The sequence below is a fragment of the Thiobacillus sp. genome, assembly GCF_018780105.1.
Taxonomy (GTDB): Bacteria; Pseudomonadota; Gammaproteobacteria; order Burkholderiales; family Thiobacillaceae; genus Thiobacillus.
In genome coordinates this window covers 151,496-168,398 of sequence record NZ_JADMKC010000002.1, presented here as the reverse complement: position 1 = coordinate 168,398, position 16,903 = coordinate 151,496, and the positions used below count along the sequence as shown (strand labels likewise).

Below are 16,903 nucleotides of genomic sequence, written 5' to 3'. Positions count from 1 at the left end.
CTCGTTTGCTTATGGATGAATTTAATTTGTCGCAGTCGCGACATCCTCTTAAGCTTGTTCTAGAAAAAGGGATGCATTCGCAAATTGCTGGGTCCAGAAGCCGTGCATCTGACCTGCCGCAAAACTGGGCGCCTTGGCGCGCAGGATGATGATTTGGTCTTTCGCGGTTGCTTTCAACTCCTCTATCGCTTTTCTTCTGGTCTCCGAAGTGACACGCGACAAGAGGCTCTTTGAAACGAGATGGGCTTTTAACCTCCCGTCTTTCCGGTAATCGTTTGATATAAACCGTTTGTTTATGCAGTCGTCATTCGTAACGGAGAAGAGCGTTCTAAGGTGTGGCGTGTCTAATACCAAAAATCCAAACTGGTGAGCTTTTTCCCCAGTAGGAATCCGTTGATCCTCCACAATCAATAGGTATCCCGTCTCCTTCATCGCCCTCTGTATAAGTGAGCCACCGTTAAAGATAGAGGTCCATTCATTCGGCGTAATCTCGTGCAGAACATTACATAAGACCGTAACGTCGATGCATTCCTCTGCATGGTGGGAGAAAAATTCCTCTCTGCTCGAGAAGCATCTTTGAATTTCAGTATCGTATTCTGTTTGGATTGAAGCCTCACAAAATGCCCGGTTATCTGGAATCACGTCAAAAGCCATGTAATCGATTCTGTCTTGAATCGATTGACCGGAGCTCTCCAAGAGTTCAGCCAACCCCGATAGAAGCCTTCCCTTACCAGCGCCAAAGTCAAGCAGTGAGATTTTTCTCTCGGATGTGCCTTGCCAAATTAATTCACCAATTTGGGCGACCTGAGGGTCATCTTTTCCGCTAGTCACAACGGATGGGGCTAGAAGACTCTCTACCGAGTAATTGATTGCTGCATACTGTGCAGGAAGAGCCGTGAAGTCATGCAATCTGGCTACTTGTTCTTCGTCACCTAGCAAGCCACGTAACACAGTCTCCGGATGCCTTCCCGCATTACTCACTTTGCCGTCTTCAACATACCAAATCGACATTGGCTCTTTACCAGCCACGTACGACAATAAAGGAACTGAGTGTGTTGCGATCCAGAATTGGCAATTTGCTGCAACACCGGATAAGGCATCGAGAAATTCGATTAACGCAGAAGGGTGCAGGTGATTTTCGGGTTCATCCATTATGAACACTGTGTTCTCAAGCGTGTCTTTCTGAGCATGCAAAGCAACGACGAGTTGGAAAAGTACTTTTTGCCCGTCAGATAGCTTCGCCTCTGCAAGGGGGTATCCAAAAATGGTTGCGTTACCATCTATCGATCGGCCCAGCTGGGTTTTTAAGAGTTTTTCTATAAGCTCTGTAAGCTTTGCGTATTCCTGAACAACTTTGTTCACTTCATCTTTTGCGATAGTTGAACGCTGGTGTGTGCTTTCCCATTCTCGATCTTGGAGTCCTTGAATGTAAGAGAAGCACTTATTCTCAAAATCATCCAAGCCGGGGACGCTTGCTTGGTTGAAGTAGTGGTGAAGGTTTGCCTTAACCTGGTTTCTTGGGTCTGTTAAGTTCAAATTCTTTGGAACAAAACGCACTGAGCTAATCGGTAAGCTCTGTGGCACGATGATTCTCTCGGTAACTATGGTTATCTGTTGCTTACAGGATTCAACCTGCGCTTTCCAAGCCTGTTGATTTGGATCATTTAATGGCCGGCTTGAAATTGCCCTTTCAGCGCCAATTATTTGTTGCTGCCATGCAGCGACATTGCCGATGCCATTTTTTCGTGCTCCAACATAGAATTCTAGCTTTGAGAGAACCCTCGACTTCCCCGCCCCATTTTTCCCAGCTAAGGCCACAAAGCCACCTAGTTTGTGCATGTTGATTGGGCTCAGCCCGTCATCCTGCAAGTCTTCCATTGGTACTGTGAATTGTGTAATTAGCATACGGCCTTACCTGTCAGTTATGTGTTTATTGGGCAGCACAAATATATTAAGTGAATAAATGGGAAACAATTGGGGGCAAACCACGGTTCCGAGCCTATCCGCCTCAGAATATGACGCAAATTGGCGCGGATCAGTAACCAAATGCCCACAGCGGCAAGCGCCTTGGCCTGCCGTTCACAAATCCACAACGTTCACGTAACGTGAACACAAACACAACTTGAACAATTGTCCGCTGCGCCAGGCAAAGCGAAAAAGTGAAGCTCGCTTGAGCACCCACCCTCACGTTCACCCCGACGCGGTTTCGGCCTAGACTTTGCGTGAACGTCGTCGCCAGGAGTTCGCCATTCACATCCGTTTCGTCGCCGCATTGTTCTGTCTGTTTGCGCTCGCCGGTCTCGCCCGCGCCGGGGACACGCTCGAAATCATTCCGCTGCAACATCGCACGGCGGAAGAAGTGATCCCCAGGTTGCAACCGTTTCTGGAGCCCGGCGGCGCGCTCACCGGCATGCAGGGCAACCTGATCCTGCGCGCGTCGCCCGCCAACCGCGCCCAGATCCGGCAGGCGCTCGCGGCGATCGACGTTGCGCCGCGCCAGCTGCTCATTACGGTGCGGCAAAGCCTGGATCGCTCGCGCGAGCAGCAGTCGTTCGGGCTGCACGGCAGGATCGATACCGACAACGTCGACATCGCCGTTCCGCCCAGCGGCCGGGGCGGCGCGCAAATCGACATCGGCGACGGCAATTCGCACATCGGCGCGCGGCTCGACGACCGCAGCCTCGATCAGAGCAGCCGGGTGAGCCAGCAGGTGCGCGTGGCCGATGGTGGCCGCGCAATGATCCAGACTGGCGTCGAACTGCCGCTCACGCTGCGCGAGACCGTCGTCGGCCCCCATGGCCGGATGGTGCGCGAAAGCGTCGTGTTCTACAGCGCCGGCAGCGGCTTTTATGTTGCGCCGCAGCTCATCGGCGACCGCGTCACGCTGGAGATTCATCCGGTTCAGCAAACCTTCGACGCGACCGCGCCGCGAAGCGTGGTCGGGCAGCAACTGCACACCACTATCAGTGGCCGTCTGGGGGAATGGATCGCGCTCGGCAGCGGCGACACGCAGGACCAGCAGGACCATCGCCGCCTGCTGGGCGCAGGCCAGAGCAATACACGCGAAACCGGTCAGGTGTGGCTCAAGGTCGATGGAGTCGAGTGAGCGGCGGCCGAAGGGATCGATTTCACGCTTTATAAAATCACGGAAGGCCCTGAACCACTCGCCGACTTTCCGCACCAGGCAACACAACAATGCGCATCGGCCATACTGATGCGAAACGAATGGAGACCGCCACAATGACCCGCTATCTGCCTTTTCTGTTTGCGCTGCTTTCGGGATTTTCCCTGCACGCCGCAGAACCCGCGCCGGCTGCAAAAATGGGTGCCTACTACGGCGCAAAAACGACCGAGTATCCCGCCTGGTTCAAGGACAGCTTCCTGCATCTGCGGGAAGACATCGACGAGGCCCGCAAGCACGGCAAGCGCGTGATCCTGATGTTCACCCAGGACGGGTGTCCGTATTGCTCGGCGCTGGTCGAGCGCAATCTGTCGCAGCGCGAGATCGAGTCGACGATGCGGGAAAAATTCGATGTCGTCGTGATCAACATCTGGGGCGACAAGGAGCTTGTCGGGCTGGACGGCAAAACCCTCACCGAAAAGGATTACAGCGCGGCGCAGAAGATCCAGTTCACGCCCAGCCTGGTGTTCTTCGACGAGTCCGGCAAAACCCTGCTGCGGCTCAACGGCTACGTGCCGCCGGCGCGCCTGCAAGCGGCGCTCGACTGGGTGGGCGGACGCCATGAAAACAAGCTGGCGTTCCGCGATTTTGTCGCCGCGCGAGAAGTGCCGAAGCAGGCTTCGGGCGAGATGATCAAGCAGGACTTCTTCCTGCAGAACGCCACCGATCTGCGTCGCCGCGGCAAACAACCGAAGCCGCTCGCTGTGTTCTTCGAGCAGAAGGACTGCCCGGACTGCGAGGTGCTGCACCGGCGCGTGCTGGCCGACACGGAAACTCGCGCCGTGATCGCAAAATTCGACAGTGTGCAGCTCGACATGTGGTCGCGCGCCGTGATCACCACGCCGGAAGGAAAACGCATGCCGGTGCGCGACTGGGTCCGCCAGCTCGGCGTCAACTTTGCCCCCGGCATCGTATTGTTCGACGCCGCCGGCAAGGAAGTCATCCGTTGGGAATCGTCGTTCCGCGTGTTTCACACCCTGGGCATGTTCGACTACGTCGAATCGAAGGCCTATCGCACGGAACCCAGCTTTCAGCGTTTTCTCGCCGCCAAGACCGAGCACATCCGCGAGACCGGGCGGGACGTGAACATCTGGCGCTACGCCGATGAGCCGGTCGCCGCCCAACCCATCAAGCCGGAATCAAAAAGCCCGGCTCAATGATTGTTGCTGCCCCGGCTTGAGCCGCTTATTGATCGCGCGATTCGTACTCGATGCCGCCGAGGTATTTGTACAACCAGTTGTAGAGCGCACAACCCACCGCGGTCATGATGTAACCCATCACCAGGTAGGCGATGGGGAGAAACAGAAAAAACACCGGCGAGGGCTGATTGATCGGATTGCCGGCGGCATCGACGCCCGGCGGAATGAACGAAACCAGGATCGCCATCGGGATCAGGAAAACCAGTGAGCCAAGCGCGGTGAGCACCCCGAATACTTTGGCGTTCTGGTGCGGTGACAGGCGTGCAATTTGCGTCTTCATACTTTCCCCCTTGAAGTGAGTGATGGTTTTCATCGGTTTATCCAGCCTGCCGGCTCTGCTATTTCGTCATTCAATCCAGGGCGCAAGGCTGCTAGATTATGCCCTGAACCGAACCCTCAACTTGAGGGAAAAAGCCGGGCGCGGATTTCACCTTCCGCCCCCTTCCAGAGACTGATCCGGGAACCCATCCACCATGCCTGCTCATACCCTTACCCTCGTCATCGGTAACAAGAACTACTCGTCCTGGTCGATGCGGCCCTGGCTGCTGTTGCGTCAAGCGGGCATTCCTTTCGATGAGGTGCGCATCCCGCTGTACGTGCCGGGGTCGGAAATCGATCTGGCGAAATGGTCGCCATCGGGCAAGGTGCCAGCGCTGCACGAGGGCGATATCCGGGTGTGGGATTCGCTGGCCATTTGCGAATATCTCGCCGAGCGTTTCCCCGAACATGAATTGTGGCCGGCCGATGCGGCGGCGCGGGCGGTGGCGCGCTCGGTGAGCGCGGAGATGCATGCCGGCTTCGGCGCGCTACGCGAGCACATGTCGATGAACATTCGCGCGCGCTACCCGGGCCAGGGGCGCACGCCGGATTGCCTGGCGGATATCGAACGCATTCTGGCGATCTGGACGGAGTGCCGCGCGCGTTATGGTCATGGCGGCGATTTTCTGTTCGGGCGTTTCGGCATTGCCGATGCGATGTTTGCACCGGTGGTGCTGCGTTTTGAGACCTATGGCGTGGCGCTGGAAGGCGTGGCACGCGCCTATGCCGAGGCCATTTTGGCGCTACCGCCGCTGCAGGCCTGGGTAAACGATGCGGTGGCGGAGGTTGAACGGATCGAAAAATTCGAGCGCAAAGCGGAATGAAAACCGGCCGAATCGCCCGCCAGACGGGGAACCAGGGGGGCGGCAGGCGGTGTGGCGCGGCTTCGCGGGCGTTGGATTATGCCGACACTTTGAAATCTCCTGCAAAACAGGGCGATTCAGGGCTTCAATATTGGCGCAGATAGGCCGATAATCATCGCGGCGTATCAGAGGGAGGCAGGCCCGCCTGCCAATGGCCCGGATCGCTTGAACGCATTTGGCACCTTCTTTCCAAAATCAACCAAGGGGTATACATGAACAAATCCGAACTGATCGATGTCGCCGCAACCGAAGCCGACATCAGCAAAGCTGCCGCTGGCAAAGCACTGGACGCCATCCTCGCAGCCGTCGTTAAAACCGTGGCAAAAGGCGATACCGTGACCCTCGTCGGTTTCGGCACCTTCAAGTCGTCCAAGCGTGCTGCCCGCACCGGTCGCAATCCGCAAACCGGCGCCGAGATCAAGATCGCTGCTTCGACCGTGCCGCGCTTCACCGCTGGCGCTGGCTTCAAGGCCGCCGTCGCAGGCAAGAAGGCTGCTGCCAAGAAGAAGTAAGTATCCGGCAAGCCTGGCATCCTGCAGGCCACCCGATCATCAAGCCACCTCATCCGGGGTGGCTTTTTCATGGGCGCTTGATCCGCGATGCGGTGCGCGCCCCTGCCTGCTGCAAATGCGCACCTAACAAACCCCGGAAATAAAACAGCCCCGCTGGCCTATCCAGCGGGGCTGTTTTTTGAAGCGGCCGGCCAGCCGCTTCGGCGCGGCGGCAGTGAACACGGCGTACAGATTGGCCGTGTTGGTCGCTTTTTCCTTGGTCCAATAGTCGGACGCCGAGGAGCCCGTGCCGCCTAGGGATAGAAGCCGACGCTCATGCTGCAGTCGACGCCGCCAAACGAGAACGCCATCGGGGTGAGGAGTTCGACGAGGACTTTGGCGACACAACCGTTGAGGTTGATGCCCGCATAGTTGGCGCCGTTTGCGCAGGGGCCGGCATTTGCGGTTTCGGTATGGGTGACCACAAACGAATAGGCGGCGCCGCCCATCGCAGTGCCGGTCGAGCTGGGCGAACCGGCGGTCTGACTGTGACCCGGCACGTGTCACAGAGCTGACACAGCGAGGCGCAAACGCAATATTCACACCAGAAATTTTAACCGCAACATATATGTATGATTAATAAGATAATTGATTATTGATAGATTTTGACTATCCGCTAAAGCGTCTCACCATGTAAAAAAGTTTCGACAATTCCGGCCGTTCGGCGAAAGAAAGCCACAGCCTGTCCGATGAGTCATGACCGCCACGCTTGTTAAACCCGATCTCCCGACCCGACACCGTGCTGAAAAAAATCCAATCCAAAGACCTGCAACTGGGCATGCATCTGCACGAACTGTGCGGCTCGTGGATGGAACACCCGTTCTGGCGCAGCAAGTTCACCCTGACCGACGCGGCGGACATCCAGAGCATCCTCGGCAGCGGCATCACCGAGGTGTGGATCGATACCACCAAGGGAGGCGACCTGCCTGGCGAAACCGAGGCCGAGTCTGCCGCTTCGGTGGCCGAAGTGCTGACCGCGGTTGCGGTGGAGCCGCGCGTCGAGCCGCCCAAGCCGGCCTCTATGAGCGACGAACTCAAGCGCGCCGCCATGATTTGCAACACGGCCAAAAAAGCCGTGGTTTCCATGTTCCGCGAAGTACGTATGGGCAATGCGATCAATGCCGAAGCAGCGGGCGAACTGGTCGAGGAAATCTCTTCGTCAGTGCTCCGCAATCCGAACGCGCTGATCAGTCTGGCGCGGCTGAAGACCGCCGACGACTACACCTACATGCACTCGGTCGCAGTCTGCGCACTGATGGTGGCGCTGGCGCGGCAGCTTGGGCTGGAAGAACAGGAAGTGCGCGAGGCGGGAATGGCCGGGCTGCTGCACGACCTGGGCAAGGCCATGATGCCGATGGACGTGCTCAACAAGCCGGGCAAGCTGACCGACGACGAGTTCCGCGTCATCAAGGGCCATCCGGTCGAAGGGCACCGCCTGCTGGTGGAAGGCAAGACCGCCAGCGCCATCGTGCTGGATGTCTGTCTGCATCATCACGAAAAGGTCGACGGCAGCGGCTACCCGGACAAGCTCAAGGGCGACGCAATCAGCCTGTTCGCCAAGATGGGCGCGGTGTGCGACGTCTACGACGCGATCACCTCCAACCGTCCCTACAAGGCTGGCTGGGATCCGGCCGAGTCCATCCGCAAGATGACCGAATGGAGCAACGGCCACTTCGACGAACGCGTGTTTCAGGCCTTCATCAAGAGTATCGGCATCTACCCGACCGGCTCGCTGGTGAAACTGAGTTCCGGACGTCTGGCCGTGGTGCTGGAGCAATCGGAGAAATCGCTGCTAGCACCGCGCGTGAAAGTGTTTTTCTCGACCCGGTCGCTGTCCCACATCGTGCCGGAGCTGATCGATCTTTCGCATCCGGGCACGCTGGAAAAAATCGTCAGCCGCGAGGACGCAGCCAAATGGGGCATCAAGAATCTGGACGCCCTGTGGGTAAGCTAATGCGACGATCAGGCGACGTTTGAACCCGAGATATCTTTTTACCTAATCCTGTCGGTCTGCACCCCCTATGCCATGAGGCTTGTTGCATAGCTGTAAATGCCCGTTAGTATTCAGTCCGATGCCGGCGTTTTTTCGTCCGCCATCGCCGCCACACCGCTGGCAAACCTGTTCAGCCCTCTTATCTATTGCCACAGAGCGAGAATGCCCTGATGGCTCGCGCCGACGCCGCACGTAACACGACTTTGAGCACGCCACACATGCAAACTGACATCAATGGATCCGTCTTTGCCGGTTTCAGACGGGTACTTCACAAAGGCCTGCTGATCTTCGCCCTCATCATCACGGTCCTGATCGCCCTGATTGTCTACCAGCACCAACGCTCGGAAGCAGCCGTCCGCTCGGTGGACCACACGCGGCTGGTCATCGCGTACATTGACTCGCTGCGCACTTACCTGCTCAACCTCGACAACGCGGTGCGCAAATATGCCGAGACGCAGAACCCCGCCAATCTTGACCCCAAGCTGATCTGTCGCCAGTCTTCGTGCCCCAGTGCCGAACAACTGATCGTGCTGCTCAGCGGCGATACGGTTCAGACTGCCCGCCTCGCCCCGCTGCCGGCATTGCAGTCGGCGTTGGAGACGGGGTTCGATGCCCTCCAGCAAGGCGCACAGGCGAATGTGACCGCCACCCCGCCGGAGCGCGAGCTGGGCGGATTCGACAAGTCCGCCATCGACCAGATCCACCGCATCCTGATCGAGACCGGACGCGAAGAACTGAACCAGCTGGAAGCGCGTGAAAAATCACGCATTCACGTTCAGAACCTGTCGTCTGCGCTGCTGGGGATAACCGGGCTGTGGACGGGATTGGTGCTGTTCGGGCTATACCGGGAAACCCTTCGCCTGATCAGGGCAGGGATCGATGCCGAGCAAACGATCAGGCAACTCAGCCTGCACGATCCGCTGACGGGTCTGGCCAACCGGCGCTTCCTGCAGCAGAACGAAAAGCGGCTGATTGCGGGGGCGAAGCGTTCAGGCAAACAGATGGCCGTCCTGGCCATCGATCTGGACGATTTCAAGGCAGTCAACGACCAGTTTGGGCATGCGGCAGGCGACGCGGTGATCGTGAAATCGGCGGAACGGATGCTGCAGTTGCTGCGCGAGTCGGATGTGATTGCCCGTTTCGGCGGCGACGAGTTCATCATCGTGCTGGGTCAGGTCGACAGTGCAGAAGCTGCGCGCGAGGTGGCAAGCCGCGTGGTGGAAAGTTTGTGCCTGCCTATTCCGCTGGATGGCGGGGGCGTCGCACACATCGGAGCCTCGGTGGGAATGGCCATGTGCTGCACCGACAACGGCAAAGAAACCCTGGACGATCTGCTGAAGAAGGCCGACACGGCACTCTACGCGGCGAAACGCGAAGGCAAGCGCACCGTCCGGGAAGCCGGGACTTCAGGCGTGTAAACAGCGCGGGCCATGGGACGCCGGGACCACTATCACGTCTATGTGATCGAACTGTCGAAAGACGTTCTATACGAAGGCCGCTTCAAGAAAGCCAACCCCGGTTACATCACGGGCAAGCCCTGCATTTACGTCGGCATGACCGGACTGGATCCCGACGTGCGCTTCGACAAACACAAGGCAGGCATCCAGTCCAACCGCTTCGTCAAACAATTCGGACTGCGCCTGTTGCCCGAGCTGTACGAACTGTATAAACCGATGTCGTATGACCACGCACGCAGCCTGGAAGTGGAACTGGCGATTGATTTTCGTGAAGCCGGGTACGGGGTTTGGCAGGCGTGAGCCGGTTTATTTGGTCAACGCCTGGAACGTCGCGACAACCGGGTTCGGCTTAAACTGGGCGTACCTCACCTTCATGCCCATCTCATGACCGTTTCCATCCTGCTGGTAGAAGACGACAAGCCCATCGCCGACAATGTGATGCTCGCCCTTGCGCGGGAAAACATGGGCTGCCGCCATACGACGCTCGCGGCCGAGGGGCTGGCCCTGCTGGCCACGGGCAAATTCGATCTGGCAATCCTGGATGTGGGGTTGCCGGATGGAAACGGTTTTGATGTGTGTCGCACGCTGCGCGGTTTTTCCGATATTCCCGTGATCTTCCTCACCGCCCGCTCCGACGAAATCGACCGCGTGGTGGGCCTGGAGATCGGCGCCGACGATTACGTGCTCAAACCGTTCAGCCCGCGGGAACTGGCGGCGCGGGTGAAGACCATTCTGCGGCGCAGCCGGAATGGCGCAGTCAGTGCAAATGCAACTGCGGCAACGGCCCTCATTAAGGTAGACGACGAACGCGCCCGCATCGTCTGCCTGGGTCAGCCTCTCGACCTGAGCCGCACCGAATACCTGATGTTGAAAGCGATGGCGGCGCGCCCGGAAAAGGTGTTCAGCCGGGCCGAGCTGATGGACGCCGCCGGCCTGGCCGAGGCCAGCCTCGAACGCTCGGTCGACACGCACATCAAGGCCCTGCGCGCCAAGGTCGCAGCGGCCGCGCCGGACAGCGACCTCATCCGCACCCATCGCGGCCTCGGCTACAGCCTGGCACGGGACGGCGCTTGAACTTCTTCGTACGCTACTTCGTCGGCTACGTCGTCGTCACCGCGCTGGCGGTGCTGCTGGCGATGAAGCTGTTCACCGACCAGCTCGTGCCGGGCGTGCGCCAGTCGGTAGAGGAAACCCTGGTGCAGACCGCCAATCTGATGGCCGAAATGGCAGCCGGGGAAATGGCGCATGTGCAGGGGAAGGCAACCAGCGTGGAAGGCATCGAGGCCATGTTCCGCGCTTACGAAAAGCGCCGCTTCGACGCGCGCATCTACGGCGTGCTGAAGAGCGAGCCCGACCTGCGCGTTTACGTCACCGACGCCGCCGGCCGGGTCGTCTTCGACAGCACCGGCCGCGACGTCGGCAAGGACTATTCGCGCTGGATCGACGTCAGCCGCACCCTGAAGGGCGAATACGGCGCCCGCACCACGCGCGAAAACGAATACGACGGCACCAGCAGCGTGATGTACGTCGCCGCGCCCATCCTGCGCGAGGGCCGCATCGTCGGCGTGCTCTCGGTCGGCAAGCCGTCGCGCTCGTTCCAGGGCTTCATCGACCTGACCGTGGCCAAGGCCTGGCAATCGGCCTGGTGGCTGTTCGGCCTGGCCATGCTGCTGGCGCTCGGTTTTTCCTACTGGATGACGCGCGACCTGCGCCGTCTGGTCGGCCACGCCGACGAAGTCGCTGACGGCCGGCGCGCGCGCATACCGGTCGAAGGCCGGGGCGAGCTGCGTCGCCTCGCGCAGGCGCTCGAACACCTGCGCGCCGAGCTGGACGGCAAAGCGCATGTCGAAAAAGTCTCGCAGCTGCTGGCGCACGAACTGAAAAGCCCCATCGCCGCCATCCGCGGCGCGGTGGAACTGCTGCCCGACGAAACCGACGCCGGCCGGCGCGCGCGCCTCGAAGCCAACATCGCCGCCGAATCCGAGCGCCTGCAACGCATCGTCGAAGGCGTGCTGAATCTGGCTCGCGTGGAAAACCGCGACCGTCTCGACGAGGTCGAGCGCATCGCCTTCGACGCGCTGGTAGCCGACGTGCTCGACACCCGCGCCGCGCGCCTCGCCGCCAGGGAACTGCGCCTCGACATCCAACTGGCGCCGGCCGAGGTGTCCGGCAATCGCTTCCTGCTGCGTCAGGCCGTGGCGAACCTGATCGACAACGCCATCGACTTCAGCCCAGCTGGCGGCACACTCACGGTCGAACTGGAAACGGCAGACGGCAGCGCGCGCCTGCGCATCCGCGATCGCGGTCCGGGCATTCCCGATTACGCCCGGCCACGCCTGTTCGAACGTTTCTACTCCACGCCGCGCCCCGACAGCGGCGAACGCAGTAGCGGCCTCGGCCTCAACCTGGTGCGCGAAGCCGCCCGCCTGCACGGCGGCGACATCGTTCTCGACAACCATCCGGACGGCGGCGCCGAAGCCCGCCTCGACCTGCCGTCCGCAAAAGACACCTGATCCACACACAGCCCACACGAATCTCCCACACGGCGCCGGCACGCTTCGGTCGTCGCAATTCAAGGAGACCCTCATGGGCAAGCTGCTCAACACCAAACTCTTCGCGCTGGCCCTGCTGGCGCTGATTCTCATCTTTGCCGTCAGCCAGGTGGCCTGGAAAGTCGCCGAGCGCCGTGCCACGCGCGACAGCGTCGTCCAGAACATCGCCGACCAGTACGCCCGCGAGCAGCAACTCATCGGCCCGCTGCTGTGGGTGAAATGCCATGAGCCGCAGACCGTCGTCGAAACCGACGAACGCGGCAGCCGGCGCCGCACCGTCGAACACGACTGCTCGCGCCTGATCCGCCCGGACAGCGTCACCGGCCAGGGCACGCTGGGCGTCTCGGAACGCTACCGGGGCATCTACCGCGCCAACATCTACTCGGCCGCACTGCAATTGCAGGCCGTCATTCCCGCCTTCCAGCCCGGGCCGGAGCAGACCATCGAATCCGCCGCGCTGGTGTTCGGCGTCAGCGACCCGCGCGGCATCAAATCCGTGCGCGTCAGCACCGCCGATGGCCGCGATCTAACCACTCGCCCCGGCACGCCCAGCAAGCTCATCAATAACGGCTTTCAGGTTCCACTCGATCTGGCCGAACTTGCCCAGCCAATGCGCCTTGCCGTACAGCTCGACGTCGGCGGCAGCGGCCGTTTCGACTGGGTGCCCATCGCCGCAAAGAACGACCTCGAACTGAAATCCGCCTGGCCGCATCCCAGCTTCGACGGCCGCTTTCTACCCGAGCAACGCGAAGTCGGCAGCAAGGGATTCAGCGCCCGCTGGCGGGTCAGCGACTTCGCCACCGGCGGCGACAAGATGCTCACCGAGCTCGACGGCACCCCCTTCGCCAATGCCTTCGGCGTCTCGCTCATCGACCCGGTCGACGCCTACACCCAGACCGACCGCGCCGTGCGCTACGGATTCCTGTTCGTGCTGCTCACCCTGGGTGGGTTCTTCCTGTTCGAAATGGTCAAGAAGAAGCCCGTGCATCCGCTGCAATATTTGCTGATTGGCTTCGCCGTGGTGCTGTTCTTCCTGCTGCTGCTCGCGCTGTCCGAACACATCGCCTTTCTCAACGCCTACCTCGCCGCCGCCGGCGCCTGCGTCGCCATGATCGCCGCCTACGGCCGCTCCCTGGTCGGCAGTTGGACAGGCGCCGCCGTGCTGGGCGGCGGCTATGCGCTGCTCTACGCCGGCCTGTACATGCTGCTCGCCTCGGAAGACTACGCCTTGCTTATGGGCGCCTGGCTCATCTTCGGCCTGCTCGCGCTGACCATGTGGCTGACCCGCAAACTGGACTGGAACATTGCCGGCCGAACCAACACGGAGGGCGAAGCATGAACCGGAGGCCATTGCGCTTTCCTGGCCTGTTGAGCCTGCCCGGCCTGGTCCTGGCCGCGAAACTGTCGGACCCGGCTCTCGCCGCCGTGCGCGACTGGCTGGCGCCCCTGCTGGTCGCGCTTAGCCTCGCGCTGGCCATTGTCCTGTTTCGCTATTGCGCCCGATTCCGACCTCTCTTCGTCCTGGCCTGGCTGGCGGCGGCCGGACTGGCTGGGCAGACCCTCTACGCTTCATGGTCCGTTCGCAACGCGGTTCTCCAGGCGGCCCAACGCGAACCAGCTCGCCTGGCCGCCCTGGGCCAGCATCTGATCATCGGCTACGCCACGCCGGACGACGTACGCGAGTTGGTCCGGCACGGCCTGATCGGCGGGTTGTTCGTCACCCGCCGCAACATCGCCGGCAAGACCGCCACGCAACTGCGCGAGGAACTGGCCGGGCTACAAGCCATTCGCCGCGACGCCGGCCTGCCGCCCCTGATGATCGCCACCGATCAGGAAGGCGGACCGGTCTCCAGGCTGTCGCCCATCGCCCCTTACCAGCCGCCGCTGTCCTCACTGGCCGGCCGGCCCGATGCGAAACGCCTCGCCGCGACATATGGCCGTATGCAGGCCGAGCACCTTGTCAGGCTGGGCATCAACGTCAATTTCAGCCCGGTGGTCGACCTCAAACCGAACCGCCCGCCCAGCCCGTTCGACCGGTACACCCGCATCGCCGACCGCGCCATCGACGCCAATCCCGACACCGTCTCGCGCATCGCGCTCGCCTACAGCCAAGCCCTTGTCGAAGCTGGCGTCACGCCCACGCTCAAGCACTTCCCCGGCCTGGGCGACGCCCGGGACGACACGCATCTGCGTAGCGCACATCTGAGCACGCCAGCCGAGCAATTGGCCGCGCGTGACTGGCTGCCGTTCCGTCATGTGCTAGAACGCACGCCGGCCATGCTGATGGTCGGCCATGCCACCCTGGACGCCATCGACCCGAGCCGTCCCGCCAGCCTGTCGCGACCCGTACTGAACGGCCTGCTACGCAAACACTGGCAATACGACGGCATTCTGATCGGCGACGACATGACCATGGCCGCCGTTTACGACCGCGGCCTGTGCCGCGCCTCGCTGGAGGCGCTCGAAGCCGGCCAGGACCTGCTGCTGGTCGCGTACGACTGGACTAAGTACTACGTTGTCATGGATTGCCTGCACCGCGCCGACGCTGCCGGCCGATTGCCAGATCTGAGCGAAAGCCGACGCCGGCTCCAGAACCCGCCCTGGCGCCGAAGCGTCGTATCGCCAGCGGAAAGCCGGACATGAAGGTCCCGCGCCGACTGTGGCCGTTCCTTCTGCTGCTGGCCCTGATCGAAGCCCTCGCCCCGGCTGGGGCCTTCGTCCAGCCCGTGGCCGGCGCCGCCCGCCGCGACTGGAACCCGGCCAGCTTCTGGCACGGCAATTGGGGCGCCTCCGGCGTGCACAAAGGCATCGATATCTTCGCCCGCACCGGCACGCCGGTCGCCGCCGCCCAATCCGGACTGGTGCTCTACACAGGAAACATTTCGCTGGGTGGCACGTCGCGCTGCTCATCACCCCGCGCGGCTGGCTGCACTACTACGCGCACCTCAACCGCATCGACGCCCGGCAAGGCCGCTGGCTCGCAGCCGGCGCATCGGTCGGCGCGGTAGGCGACGCCGTCGGACGGCCTGCCCACCTCCACTATTCGGTACTCACGCTGATTCCCCGACCGTGGGACATCCGGCTGGTCGAACAGGGGTGGAAGCGGATGCTCTATCGCAATCCGGATCGTCTGCTCGGAGACCAATCGACGTAGCAGACCCAATGGCAACAACGAATCTCAAGCCGAAGGTCACCGAACCGGGCACTCAGTGCCGGTACGGCCACAAGCGGTCAATTACTGCATGCAATGTAGATGTCCGGTGGCCAGTCCTAAGTAGCCTTCAACGCCCTCCTCGAAGCGCAGGTTAGGCATCACGGTTGCCGACATGCAGGACCAATTGAGGTGGTAGTTCCCTTGGGATGCTCAGAGTGAAAGCAAACGTTGATATCTATGTCCTTCCCACATGCTCGAACTGTCCAGAGTTCTTGCCAGTCCTGAATGGGCGCTGAGGTAGTTCCGGATGTCACAGTCTGTTTGGTCACTCTGGTTGCGACAATTTCCGGCCCTGGTATCGTTTTACAGCCGTCCACCTCAAGCAGGGCTTTCACTGCAACGATTTTATAAGTGTCAGTTATCAACCGCGGGGATGCAAGACTGTTGCCTGGGGGGTAGGGCACTACGGAAATGTGCCCTTGTTGTGATGTAAAGACCACATTGTTCCGAATTGTCTCACCACAGCGTAGATAATCGAATTGGTAGTACCACGCACCACTTTGAGGGTCTTCCACAGATCGGGGAAAATCAACGGGTTCCAGAATTGAAAGGTTAATCCGTTGTACGGCCTCATCCGCACATGGTTTTGGTTTGTTCAATTTCTGATCCCACGATCTTCCAACACCAAAAAGAGTGGCTGAGATTTTCTTAGAGAAAAACCATGCATACTCCCGTGAATCTTCCTTGAGATTCGTATTAGTAATGGTCTTGGCATGCACCATGCTCTGGGCAATTACCGACCACGAAATGAAAAGAAGAACAGTTAGATGTGTGCGTTTCATTGTAGTAGCCTAACGTCTAGCTTGAGGGGCGCTCCACTCGAAGCGCTTGTTAGGCATAAGCCTTGCGGAGATGAAGAGCAATACCCAAGATGCCTAGACCAGCAAACATGAGTACTGAAGCAGATGGTTCTGGAACAACCGCTATGTGCACAGGACCGCCACTGCTGAATCCATAAGGCTGAATGAAGAGATCATTGACGATGAAGTCGTAGCTTCCGGTTGGAACCGCGCCATTGAGTGGCGATATGGTGTATGCAGTAAAGGAAAAACTCTCTCCTGGGTTGAGGCTTAGGCCAGGAAGGGTCGTGCTGGTCGGACTTTGATCGATCAAGAACACATCAAAAGGCTTTGAGTCGGATGCACCTATAAACATACCGACAGGAAACACGCACAGTGGGCAAGGTTCATAGATTGAAAGTGCGGACGAGGAACTGGAGAAGTTAGTAATTTTGCCAATAACTGAAAATGAGTCTGTAGGGCTGACAACAAAGTTTGGGGTTTCTATGGAAAAACTCCAATTTATTTCAGCGTATACGTTAGACGAAATTAAATGCAGAAGGCAGCTAAGCAAACCGTACGACAAAAGCTTCATTTCATTTTCCAAGAGTAATGGATGCTTACACACACTAACTATGAAATATGACCACAGGGTTATCAGTCAGGCACCTAACAGTTAATCAAGAGACCCATGGGCCGGACATTTATTAATTAATATAGAGATGGTTGAATCCACCCTAACCAAGCAAATTGCGGGAGCACTCGCATTCCACACCCAATCCCCACACCCACCACA

General features: G+C 59.7%; 18 protein-coding genes. 13 read left to right on the top strand and 5 right to left on the bottom strand.

Going from position 1 to position 16,903, the window contains the following annotated elements:
- Positions 1–48: 48 nt before the first annotated feature.
- Entirely contained in the window at positions 49–1,905 is a 1,857-nt protein-coding gene (locus IV098_RS01285; protein WP_296885654.1) for an AAA family ATPase, read from the bottom strand.
- Positions 1,906–2,218: 313 nt separating this feature from the next.
- Here IV098_RS01285 and IV098_RS01280 point away from each other — a divergent pair, with 313 nt between their 5' ends.
- Together IV098_RS01280 and IV098_RS01275 are read left to right on the top strand one after the other, a co-directional pair.
- Positions 2,219–3,106 carry a secretin N-terminal domain-containing protein gene (locus IV098_RS01280; RefSeq protein WP_296885653.1) on the top strand — a complete coding sequence of 296 codons (888 nt, stop codon included), beginning with the start codon at positions 2,219–2,221 and terminating at the stop codon, positions 3,104–3,106.
- Positions 3,107–3,240: 134 nt separating this feature from the next.
- On the top strand, positions 3,241–4,341 hold the full coding sequence (locus IV098_RS01275) for a thioredoxin fold domain-containing protein (protein WP_296885650.1): 1,101 nt from the start codon (positions 3,241–3,243) through the stop codon (positions 4,339–4,341).
- A gap of 25 nt (positions 4,342–4,366) precedes the next feature.
- On the opposite strand, the gene IV098_RS01270 is transcribed toward IV098_RS01275, so the two are convergent.
- Entirely contained in the window at positions 4,367–4,693 is a 327-nt protein-coding gene (locus IV098_RS01270) for a hypothetical protein (protein ID WP_296885648.1), read from the bottom strand.
- 160 nt (positions 4,694–4,853) lie between these two features.
- Here IV098_RS01270 and IV098_RS01265 point away from each other — a divergent pair, with 160 nt between their 5' ends.
- Together IV098_RS01265 and IV098_RS01260 are read left to right on the top strand one after the other, a co-directional pair.
- On the top strand, positions 4,854–5,522 hold the full coding sequence (locus tag IV098_RS01265; protein WP_296885646.1) for a glutathione S-transferase family protein: 669 nt from the start codon (positions 4,854–4,856) through the stop codon (positions 5,520–5,522).
- 251 nt (positions 5,523–5,773) lie between these two features.
- Entirely contained in the window at positions 5,774–6,073 is a 300-nt protein-coding gene (locus IV098_RS01260; RefSeq protein ID WP_296885644.1) for an HU family DNA-binding protein, read from the top strand.
- 293 nt (positions 6,074–6,366) lie between these two features.
- Here IV098_RS01260 and IV098_RS01255 read toward each other — a convergent pair whose 3' ends face one another.
- Entirely contained in the window at positions 6,367–6,612 is a 246-nt protein-coding gene (locus IV098_RS01255) for a hypothetical protein (RefSeq protein WP_296885642.1), read from the bottom strand.
- 239 nt (positions 6,613–6,851) lie between these two features.
- Between IV098_RS01255 and IV098_RS01250 the strand changes: the two genes are divergently transcribed.
- The 9 genes from IV098_RS01250 to IV098_RS16330 all read left to right on the top strand — a co-directional run bounded on the left by IV098_RS01250 (position 6,852) and on the right by IV098_RS16330 (position 15,268).
- On the top strand, positions 6,852–8,066 hold the full coding sequence (locus IV098_RS01250) for an HD-GYP domain-containing protein (RefSeq protein ID WP_296885640.1): 1,215 nt from the start codon (positions 6,852–6,854) through the stop codon (positions 8,064–8,066).
- Between the two features lie 209 nt (positions 8,067–8,275).
- Entirely contained in the window at positions 8,276–9,523 is a 1,248-nt protein-coding gene (locus tag IV098_RS01245; RefSeq protein WP_296885638.1) for a diguanylate cyclase, read from the top strand.
- A 12-nt stretch (positions 9,524–9,535) separates the two neighbouring features.
- On the top strand, positions 9,536–9,862 hold the full coding sequence (locus tag IV098_RS01240; RefSeq protein WP_296885636.1) for a hypothetical protein: 327 nt from the start codon (positions 9,536–9,538) through the stop codon (positions 9,860–9,862).
- Between the two features lie 84 nt (positions 9,863–9,946).
- A complete protein-coding gene (gene creB / locus IV098_RS01235; RefSeq protein WP_296885634.1) occupies positions 9,947–10,636 on the top strand; it encodes a two-component system response regulator CreB in 690 nt (229 codons plus the stop codon).
- Positions 10,633–12,075: a two-component system sensor histidine kinase CreC gene (gene creC, locus IV098_RS01230; protein ID WP_296885632.1), complete on the top strand. Its 1,443-nt coding sequence runs from the start codon at positions 10,633–10,635 to the stop codon at positions 12,073–12,075. Before creB ends, creC begins: the two co-directional genes overlap by 4 nt.
- A gap of 73 nt (positions 12,076–12,148) precedes the next feature.
- A complete protein-coding gene (gene creD / locus IV098_RS01225) occupies positions 12,149–13,453 on the top strand; it encodes a cell envelope integrity protein CreD (protein WP_296885630.1) in 1,305 nt (434 codons plus the stop codon).
- Positions 13,450–14,757 carry a glycoside hydrolase family 3 N-terminal domain-containing protein gene (locus tag IV098_RS01220; protein ID WP_296885628.1) on the top strand — a complete coding sequence of 436 codons (1,308 nt, stop codon included), beginning with the start codon at positions 13,450–13,452 and terminating at the stop codon, positions 14,755–14,757. The genes creD and IV098_RS01220 overlap by 4 nt, the downstream gene beginning before the upstream one ends.
- Complete coding sequence (locus IV098_RS01215) at positions 14,754–15,122, top strand: M23 family metallopeptidase (RefSeq protein WP_296885627.1); 369 nt, start codon at positions 14,754–14,756, stop codon at positions 15,120–15,122. Before IV098_RS01220 ends, IV098_RS01215 begins: the two co-directional genes overlap by 4 nt.
- Entirely contained in the window at positions 15,017–15,268 is a 252-nt protein-coding gene (locus IV098_RS16330; RefSeq protein ID WP_367114167.1) for a M23 family metallopeptidase, read from the top strand. Before IV098_RS01215 ends, IV098_RS16330 begins: the two co-directional genes overlap by 106 nt.
- 158 nt (positions 15,269–15,426) lie before the next feature.
- Here the strand turns inward: IV098_RS16330 and IV098_RS01210 are convergent, their stop codons facing one another.
- Positions 15,427–16,110 carry a hypothetical protein gene (locus IV098_RS01210; RefSeq protein WP_296885626.1) on the bottom strand — a complete coding sequence of 228 codons (684 nt, stop codon included), beginning with the start codon at positions 16,108–16,110 and terminating at the stop codon, positions 15,427–15,429.
- 49 nt (positions 16,111–16,159) lie between these two features.
- Positions 16,160–16,714, bottom strand: coding sequence for a PEP-CTERM sorting domain-containing protein (locus IV098_RS01205; protein ID WP_296885625.1), 555 nt, complete (start codon positions 16,712–16,714; stop codon positions 16,160–16,162).
- Positions 16,715–16,903 lie beyond the last annotated feature (189 nt).